6 protein-coding genes are annotated in these 8,443 nt (G+C 71.2%); 2 read left to right on the top strand and 4 right to left on the bottom strand.

What is annotated here, in order from left to right; all coding sequences use genetic code 11:
• Positions 1-201, top strand: a 201-nt coding sequence (locus AC6LJ5_RS29240; RefSeq protein WP_498142333.1) for a GNAT family N-acetyltransferase, incomplete at its 5' end; no start/stop codon positions are given.
• 217 nt (positions 202-418) lie between these two features.
• On the opposite strand, the gene dcd is transcribed toward AC6LJ5_RS29240, so the two are convergent.
• The 4 genes from dcd to apbC form a co-directional block, all read right to left on the bottom strand.
• Complete coding sequence (gene dcd, locus AC6LJ5_RS29235; protein WP_103271130.1) at positions 419-982, bottom strand: dCTP deaminase; 564 nt, start codon at positions 980-982, stop codon at positions 419-421.
• A 177-nt stretch (positions 983-1,159) separates the two neighbouring features.
• Positions 1,160-4,930, bottom strand: coding sequence for a translocation/assembly module TamB domain-containing protein (locus tag AC6LJ5_RS29230; protein ID WP_498142332.1), 3,771 nt, complete (start codon positions 4,928-4,930; stop codon positions 1,160-1,162).
• Positions 4,927-6,816, bottom strand: coding sequence for an autotransporter assembly complex protein TamA (locus AC6LJ5_RS29225; protein WP_498142331.1), 1,890 nt, complete (start codon positions 6,814-6,816; stop codon positions 4,927-4,929). Before AC6LJ5_RS29225 ends, AC6LJ5_RS29230 begins: the two co-directional genes overlap by 4 nt.
• Before the next feature lie 3 nt (positions 6,817-6,819).
• Positions 6,820-7,908 (bottom strand): iron-sulfur cluster carrier protein ApbC, encoded by a 1,089-nt coding sequence (apbC, locus tag AC6LJ5_RS29220; RefSeq protein WP_498142330.1) that lies wholly within the window; start codon positions 7,906-7,908, stop codon positions 6,820-6,822.
• A gap of 101 nt (positions 7,909-8,009) precedes the next feature.
• Here apbC and AC6LJ5_RS29215 point away from each other — a divergent pair, with 101 nt between their 5' ends.
• Complete coding sequence (locus AC6LJ5_RS29215) at positions 8,010-8,285, top strand: hypothetical protein (RefSeq protein ID WP_103276198.1); 276 nt, start codon at positions 8,010-8,012, stop codon at positions 8,283-8,285.
• The last annotated feature ends 158 nt before the right edge of the window (positions 8,286-8,443 follow it).

Raw genomic sequence — 8,443 nt, 5'->3', positions numbered from 1 at the left:
TCCCAGGCCCGGGGCCTGGGCGGCCGCACGCTCAGGCGCCTGCTGGCGCAGGCCGACGCACAGGGCCTGCCGCTGCGCGTCGGCGCCCTGCGCGGCAGCGACTCGAACCGCTTCTACCAGCGCCACGGCTTCGTCCAGATCGAAGAAAGCGAATGGGACATCGAATACCTGCGCCCCGCGCAGGCGAAAACCGGGGGCTAACGCCTCCAAGCCGCGCGACGGCGGCTTTGCCGCCACGCAATGCCGCCCCGCCCTCCGCCACGGACAGAGCAAAGTAGGGCGAGAGGAAGATCCAACGAAGATCAACGCCACAACCCAACAAGACCGCCCCAATCGGGGCCGCGCGGCTCCGGCGCCGCCGGGCCGCCGCCGGCGCCCCCCTGGGGGGGAAGCGCGCAGCGCTTCGGGGGGGGGACCTCTACGTTCTAGGCAGCGTCACGCCGCGCTGGCCCTGATACTTGCCGCCGCGATCGCGGTAAGAGGTCTCGCAGACCTCGTCGCTTTCCAGGAACAGCATCTGCGCGCAGCCTTCGCCGGCGTAGATCTTGGCCGGCAGCGGCGTGGTGTTCGAGAATTCCAGCGTGACGTGGCCTTCCCATTCCGGCTCCAGCGGCGTCACGTTGACGATGATGCCGCAGCGCGCGTAGGTGCTCTTGCCCAGGCAGATGGTCAGCACGCTGCGCGGAATGCGGAAATACTCGACGGTGCGCGCCAGCGCGAAGGAATTGGGCGGAATGATGCAGACATCGCCCTTGAAGTCCACGAACGAGCCTTCGTCGAAGTTCTTGGGATCGACGATGGTGGAGTTGATGTTCGTGAAGATCTTGAATTCGTCGGCGCAGCGCACGTCGTAGCCGTAGCTGCTGGTGCCGTAGCTGACAATGCGCCCGCCATTGGCCGTGCGGACCTGACCCGCTTCAAAGGGTTCGATCATGCCGGCCTCGGCCTGGCGGCGGATCCAGCGGTCGCTTTTGATGCTCATGATGGCAGTGGTGCTCGGGGGAATGGACAGCCCTGATTTTATCCCGAGCGGCAGAACGGGCGCCCCCGGCAAAGTTGCCCCCTCATCCAGGCCGCACGGATCCGGCTCCGCCGGTCCGTCGCGGCGCCCCCCTGGGGGGGAAGCGCGCCAGCGCTTCGGGGGGGGACCTGCCCCTTTCTAGTCCCCGAAAAACGTGCGGTAGACCAGGGCGATGCCGTTGACCGCGCCGCCCTTCAGGTCCACCGACCAGCGGCGGCTCAGCCGGTAACTGGCGCGTCCCACGGTGTCGGCGCCGGCCAGGGCCTGCTCCACGCTCAGCGTGATGCCATTGGCGAAGGTCTTGCTGGCCACCAGGAACTGGGTCGCCAGGCGGCTGTCGCTGTCGCGGTTGACGTCGCCGGCCACGGTGCGGTCCGGCAGCAGGCTGCCGGAGCTGCCGATATTGCCGCTGCGGATGCTGACATCATCCAGCCCGAACTGCTTGTAGAACGGCGGCCCGCCGCCGCCCAGCAGCGCCGTGCCCACCGACAGCAGCAGCGCGGCATCGCCGCCGCTGCCGTCCGGCCCGCGCCCCAGCAGCAGCCAGGACAGTTTTTCCACGTCGCTCACGTCGGGATACGACACCAGGTCGATGCGCGGGCGCTGCGCCGTGCCGGCCACCTTGACGCCGGCCTCGACCTGCTCGCCGGTGCGCAGGGCCTCGATATCCAGCACAGGATTGTCCAGCCGCCCCTGGAACGTCAGCGTGCCGCGACGCAGCCGCAGCTTCTGGCCGTAGGCCTCGATGCCGCCGCCGCGCGTGCGCAGCGCGCCCACGCCGGTCAGCCGGCCGTCGCTCAGCAGGATCTGGATCGAGCCCAGCAGGCCCGCGTCCAGGCCCATGCCTGTGATGTAGAAGCGCGGCCCCATGTCGAACTTGAGGTTCATGCTGGTCTGCAGCGGCGTGGATGCCGCGCCGGGATCGTCGCCCGGCCGGCGCACCTTCACATCGTCGTCCAGCGTGGGCACGCCCTGAAGAATCTCCAGGCTGAACCAGCCGGCGTCCGCCTTGAGGTCGCCCACGATGTCGATGCGCGGCAGGGCGACGTTCAGATCGACCGTGCCGGACACCATGGCATAGCGGTCCGAGCGCTGCAGCGCCGGGAAACGGTACAGCGTCAGGCGCAGCTGGCCGCCGCCGTCCGTCAGGCTCCAGCGCCCGCTGGCCTCGGCATAGCCGTCCTTGGCCTCGGGGTTGGTGGTGATCCATTCCTTGGTGCGCCATTCCGCAGGCATCACGCGCAGCGAGGCCGGGAAGCGCAGGCTGTCCAGCACCAGGCTGTCGCCGTCCAGGCGCGCCGCCAGCTTGCCCTCGACCAGGCGCACGCCGTCGTCGATGCGCACCACGCGCAGCCGGTCGCCGCGGATCGCGCCGCTGCCCGTCCACTTGCCCGCCAGCGTGCCCTGCGCCTCCAGATTGGCCTTGACCGTGCCGCCGACTTCCATCGCGTCGCCCACGAACAGGCCGACCCATGCCAGGTCGGCGATATCGGCATCCAGCTTGGCGCGGATCGGCTGGCGCGCATCCAGCGCCATGCCGCCCTGCGCGTCCACGGCGAGCACGGCCGAAGCCGTGCCGTTGACCACGCCCATCTTCTCGGTGGCCAGGGCCAATCTGGCATCCAGGCGGCTGGCGCCGGCCGAGGACGGCGTCGCGGTCAGGTCCAGCGCCAGCGCCGTCAGTCCCAGCGGCACGGGCGGATCGCCCGGGATCAGCAGGTCGCCGTCGCGGCGGGCGATGCGGGCCGAGCCGGCCAGGCGGCCATCGAACTTCAGGTCCCAGGACACATCGAGCGCGATGCGGCGCTTGGCTTCGGCCACCATGGCGTTGACCCGCTTGGGGCCCTTGTCCAGCCGGGCGGCGGCCTCGGGGTCGATGGCGGCGATCACCTGCCGCGTCATGGCCGCCGTGATCACCAGGTTGTCCGCCTGGCCGGCGGTTTCCCAGCGCGCGCCGCCGCCGCGCGAACCCTTGTGGGCCAGCGCCAGGCGTTCCTTGCCCGGCAGCGTCAGGCCGAGCGTGGTGGCGCCGACCTGCCACTGCCATTGCGGCGCGACCGCCCCGGGCAGGTAGGCCACGGACAGCGGCCGCTCGGCGGCGACCGCGAAGCCGGCCGACTCCGCATTGAGCCGCGAAAACGTGCCGCGCCAGCCCGTCAGGGCGGCATCGGCATCGCCCGCAGGGCCACGGCCCCAGCCGCCGGTGAACGCGATGTCGGCCTGGGCCGGCGCTTCGCCCAACACGCCCGCGCGGACCTTGGCCGGCATGTAGCGGGCGCTGAACTCGCCGCGATGAGCGGCCGCCGTGCCATTGAGCTTGCCCTTCAATTCCGCCCCGCCCGGCAGTCCCGGCCAGAAAGCGTCCAGCTGCGGCGCCTGCGCGTCCAGCGTCAGCACCCCGTCGGCCGCGCCCACGTCGCCCTGCGCGCGGATGCGGTTGCGACCCAGCGTCAGGTCCACGTCCAGCCCCTGGATGCGCAGGCCGGCCAGCGGATCGTCGGCCGCGCCGGCCCCGGACGTTGCCGTCCCGGCGGTCGCGGTCGTCGACGCGCCGCCCGCGACGGCGGCGGGCGTCGTGGCCGCCGGCAACTCGACGCGGGCCTTGAGCGCGCCCGCCAGCGGCTGCTTGTTCCAGCGCGAGCCTTCCTGGATGCGCAGGTCCACGGCCGCCAGCCGCAACTGGCTCAGGTTCTCCAGCTCGGCGCCCAGATCCGCGCTCAGGCTCAGCACGGCCTGCGGAATGTCCTTGCCCAGCCACGGTCCCAGGTCCAGCCGCTCGGCGCCCACCCTGCCCTCGATGCGGTCGCGCCCCTGGCCATCCGCCGCGGCCTTGAGGTCGAACTGCGCCGTCAGCGTGGACGCGTCCGGCAGGCGCGCCTGGGCGCTGGCGCTGCGCAGCACCAGGGGCGTGCGCGGCGCCAGATCGGCCAGCACGTTCAACGCCAGCCCGGAGCCGGTGCCTTCCAGCTTGGCCTGCAGGCCGTCGAGCGACCCCGCCGCGTCGGCGCTCAGCAGCACACGGCAGGCCGGTTCCGGGGGGCCGACGAAAGCGGTGGCCGGCGCGTCGGCGGGCGCGAATGCCGGTGTCGCGCCCGTTGCCTTGCCGGCCTTTTGCGCCTTGCCGGATGCCTTGCCGGCCTTGTCGGTCTTGTCCGCGCCCTCCGGCCGCGCGCCGCCCGTCTGGGCGTTCGCGCCATTGCCAACGATGGCGCGCAGGCGCTCGGCCTGGCACAGCGGGGAATCAGGGCCGGCGCCCCGCGCCGCCACGTCCAGTCGCAGGCTGAACGGCCACGGGTCCGCCAGCGCGCGCAACTCGGCCTCGCCGCTCAGCTCGGCCTGTCCGATCTCATGGCCGACGCGCAGGCTGGCGATGCTCAGCCGCGCGCTGTCCTGCCCGGTCGCGAAGGTGGCGGCCAGGCCGCTGAGCGACACGGGCAGGGCCTCGCCGTTCTGCAGCAGATGGAATTCGCCCAACGTGAGCTGGTCCAGCGCGATATCCACCGGCAGCGACGGCAGGTTGAAGGGCGCCTCGTCCTGCGCGGGCGGCGTCTCTTCGGCAGCCGCCGGCGCCAGCGTCACCGTCACGGCCGCGGCCGACAGCTCGCGCACGTGCAGCCGCCGCTGGCCCAGCGCGCGCCAGTCCACTTTCAGGCCGAGGTCCGCGATTTCGACGCGCGTGCCGCCCGTCTCGAGCTCCAGCCGTCCCACGTTCAGGCCACGCAGCACCGAGCCGCGCACGTCCAGCGCCTGGCCGTCCAGCTGCTGCGCCGCCGTGGTCAGCAGCAGGCGCGTGCCGCTCTGCGTGCCGGCCAGCCAGAACAGGAAACCGCAGGCCAGCACCGCCAGCATCGCCAGCCCGGGCAGCCACCACACCAGAAGATGGCGCAGGATCGCGCGCAACGTCCTCAAAACGCGATCCCCAGGGAGAAATGCAGTCGCAGGCTGCGGTCGCGCTGGCCATAGGCCACGTCCAGGAACAAGGGCCCGGCCGGCGTGCGCACGCGCGCGCCCACGCCGTAGCCGACCGCCAGCGACATGTCGCCGAAGGATTTGGCCGCGTCGCCGGCATCGACGAACACACCCATGCCCCAGCGCTCGTTGAAATAGTGGTCGTATTCCACGCTGCCCACCACCATCGCCGGCGCGCCCACGATCGCGCTGTTGCGCTTCAGGCCGATGCTCTGGTACTTGTAGCCGCGAATGGAACGCGCGCCGCCGGTGCGGAAGCCGAAGTCGTCAGGCACCTGGACCTTGCCATTGGCCCAGATGCGGCCCACCTCGCCGCGGACGGTCAGCACGTCGCGCCTGCCGATGGGCCACCATTTCTGCCCGCGCAGCCGGGCGCGCGTGTAGGGGTCGCCGGTGTTCAGCACCACGCCCAGGCCGCCGCCCACCGCAATCAGGTTGCCTTCGCGCGGGTCGTACTTGCTGTCCACGTCACGGCGCAGCCATTCAGCGGTGGCCGTGGCGGACGGCAGCGTGTATTCGTCGCCGTCCTCGATCCTGACGTGATCCTGCGCCAGCAGCAGGCCCCAGCGGGTTTCGTATTCGACGCGGCTGTCGCCAGCGCCCTTGCGCTCCTGCAGGCGCGTGGCGCCGAGCGCGTAGCGGGTCACTTCCAGCCCCTGGATGTCGGAGCGGTCGGCCAGCACGCCGAAGGAATCCTTGTAGCCGCGCTCGGTCGGCGGCAACAGGAAGTCGGCGTAGGCGCGCTGGCGCAGCCGGTCCACGCTGAAACCGGTTTCCAGTGTCAAGGGCTGGCCGAACACCACGTTCTGCCGATAGATCGATTCCAGCCGGGCGCCGGCCTCATCGTCCACGCCCATGGACACCGACAGGCGCTTGGGCGGCGCCTCCACCACCCGCACCTGCACGGGCAGCGTGACCTCGCCATCGGAATCGTAGGCCGCCGCGGGCGGCGGCTGGCCGCCGGAAACGGACGGGTCGCCCGCCGGCGCCGAAGCCAGGGCGTCGGCCGCCCCCGGCGCGCGGGCGCGGTCGGAGATCGGTTCGGGCGCGGCCTGTCCGCCGGGCTGCTGCAGCGACACGAAGGCGCCACGGAAAAACGCGGTGGACTGCAAGTCCTGCTGCCATTGGTCCAGCCGGCTCTGCTCGTAGGACGATCCCACCGAGTAGCGCACATAGCGTTGGACCAGTTTTTCCGGCACGCGCTCCAGGCCCTCGGTCTTGAGCTCGCCCATGTTCACCTGCGGACCGCTGTCGATGGTCACGGACAGCGCGGCGCTGGCCTGCTCGGCCTGGATCTCCGCCGCCGAGGACGTCATGCGCGCCAGCAGGAAATCACGCTCGGACACCTCGTCCAGCAGGGCCGCCTTGGCCTTGTTCCAGTCGCTGTTGATGAAGGGCTGGCCGACCTTGAGCCGCCAGTCCTCGCGCAGCTTCTGCACGCGCTGCGCGTACTCGGGCCGCGTGATCCGGCCGGTGAAGCCCAGATCCACGGAGGACACCGTCGTGCGCTTGCCCGACACGATGCCGATGTCCCAGGTCTCGCCGCCGATGTCGGTGCCGGCTTCCAGGGTGACGGTGGGGGAAAAATAGCCCTGCGTGGCGAGCGCGGCCAGCGTGGCGTCGCGCGCGCGCCGCCGCAGCCGGCTGATCTCGCCGCCGTCCTGGTCTTCGGCCAGGCGGGCGATCGCGTCCACGGCCTCGGTGATGGCCTGCAGCGCCGCCGGCGTCACGCCGCCGGGGTCGACCACGATTTCGGGACGCTTGGCCGCCGCTTCGCCCGCCATTGCGCAGAGTCCGGCCAGAAGGGCCCGGGCTGCCCAGCGCATGCGTCAGGTCGGCTGTTGCACGACGATGGAGGGGAACTTGCCCGCCATGTCGCGGGGCAGCGCCGCAACGCTTGCCGCCAGTTTGCGGGCGATGCCGCGGTACAGGGCCGCCGCCTCGCTGCCGGGGTCGGAGACCACGGTGGGCTGGCCCGCGTCGGTCTGCTCGCGGATCGCCAGCGTGAGCGGCAGGCTGCCCAGCCAGGGCGTGCCGTACTGCTCGGCCATGCGCCGGCCGCCGCCTTCGCCGAAGATGTGCTCGGCATGGCCACATTGCGAGCAGATGTGGATGGCCATGTTCTCGACGACGCCCAGGATGGGCACCTCGACCTTCTGGAACATGCGCAGGCCCTTGCGCGCGTCCAGCAGCGCCACGTCCTGGGGCGTGGTGACAATGACCGCGCCCACCACCGGCACCTTCTGCGCCAGCGTCAGCGCCACGTCGCCGGTGCCGGGCGGCATGTCGACGATCAGGTAGTCCAGGTCGCGCCAGTTGGTCTGGCGCAGCAGTTGTTCGAGCGCCTGCGTGACCATGGGGCCGCGCCAGATCGCCGGGGAATCCGCGTCGATCAGGAAGCCGATGGAATTGGCCTGCAGGCCATGGCCCTCGAGCGGCTCCATGCTCTTGTTGTCGCGGCTTTCGGGCCGGCCCGACACGCCCAGCATGGTCGGCACGCTGGGGCCGTAGATGTCGGCGTCCAGCAGCCCCACCTTGGCGCCCTCGGCCGCCAGGGCCAGCGCCAGGTTCACGGCGGTGGTGCTCTTGCCCACGCCGCCCTTGCCGGAAGCCACGGCGATGATGTTGCGCACGTTCGGCAGCGGCTTCAAGCCCTTCTGCACCGCGTGCGCCGCGACCTTCCAGGTCACAGAGACCTGGGTGTCGGGCGCGCCGGCGGCGGCCAGCGCCGCGACGGCGATGCCGCGCACCTGATCCTTGAAGGCGTCGGCGGGATAGCCCAGTTCCAGCGTCAGGGCGACCCGGCCGCCCTGCAGTTGAATGTCACGATCTTTTACAGATACGCCCAGATCCAGGCCGGTATTCGGGTCTTGCGCGCCCCGCAACGCGGCGCGGATGTGTTCTATCGTTATACTCATGTCACTATGGTTCCGTAGGCAGCGCGGCTTCTGCTGGCCGCCGTCCCCTAAAGGATAGCGGATACGCGGGAACCTTTCGCTGCGTTTTGCATCCGACCTTCATGACGAATCCTCTCATCCGCTTCCTCCGTGCCGTCCTGTTTGCCGCGCTGGCCCTGATCGGCATGGCGATGGCGCTGGTGTTCATGCTCTCCACCGCGATCGCCGTGGCGATCCTGTACGTGGTGGCCAAGGTGCGCGGCAAGCCGTTCGGCGTGCGCGCCTACTGGAGCCAGCGCCAAGGCGCCCGCCCGAATCCGTTCCAGTCCGCTGCCGCTCCGTTCGCGCAAGCGCGCGGCGGCGACGTGATCGACGTCGAGGCCCGCGAAGTCCGCTGACGCCGGCGCGCCTGCCACGGTCGCCTCGCGGCGGCCGGGCGCGCACCAGGGACACTCCCTTCGGGCCGTTTCTTGACGGCCCGTTCTGTCTGCCCGCACCATCCGCCCCACTCCGGACCGGAGAGTCGGCCATGCGGTCCCGCCATCCCCTTTCGCCC

The organism is Achromobacter sp. 1011791174, assembly GCF_059760925.1.
Note: the sequence above shows the minus strand (reverse complement) of the source record. Positions and strands in the feature narration are given on the sequence as shown.

What these genes read in the sequence shown, in the direction of transcription:
- apbC (WP_498142330.1), bottom strand. Translation starts at nt 7,908, where the DNA reads ATGAGTATAACGATAGAACACATCCGCGCCGCGTTGCGGGGCGCGCAA.
- AC6LJ5_RS29215 (WP_103276198.1), top strand. Translation starts at nt 8,010, where the DNA reads ATGACGAATCCTCTCATCCGCTTCCTCCGTGCCGTCCTGTTTGCCGCG.
- dcd (WP_103271130.1), bottom strand. Translation starts at nt 982, where the DNA reads ATGAGCATCAAAAGCGACCGCTGGATCCGCCGCCAGGCCGAGGCCGGC.
- AC6LJ5_RS29225 (WP_498142331.1), bottom strand. Translation starts at nt 6,816, where the DNA reads ATGCGCTGGGCAGCCCGGGCCCTTCTGGCCGGACTCTGCGCAATGGCG.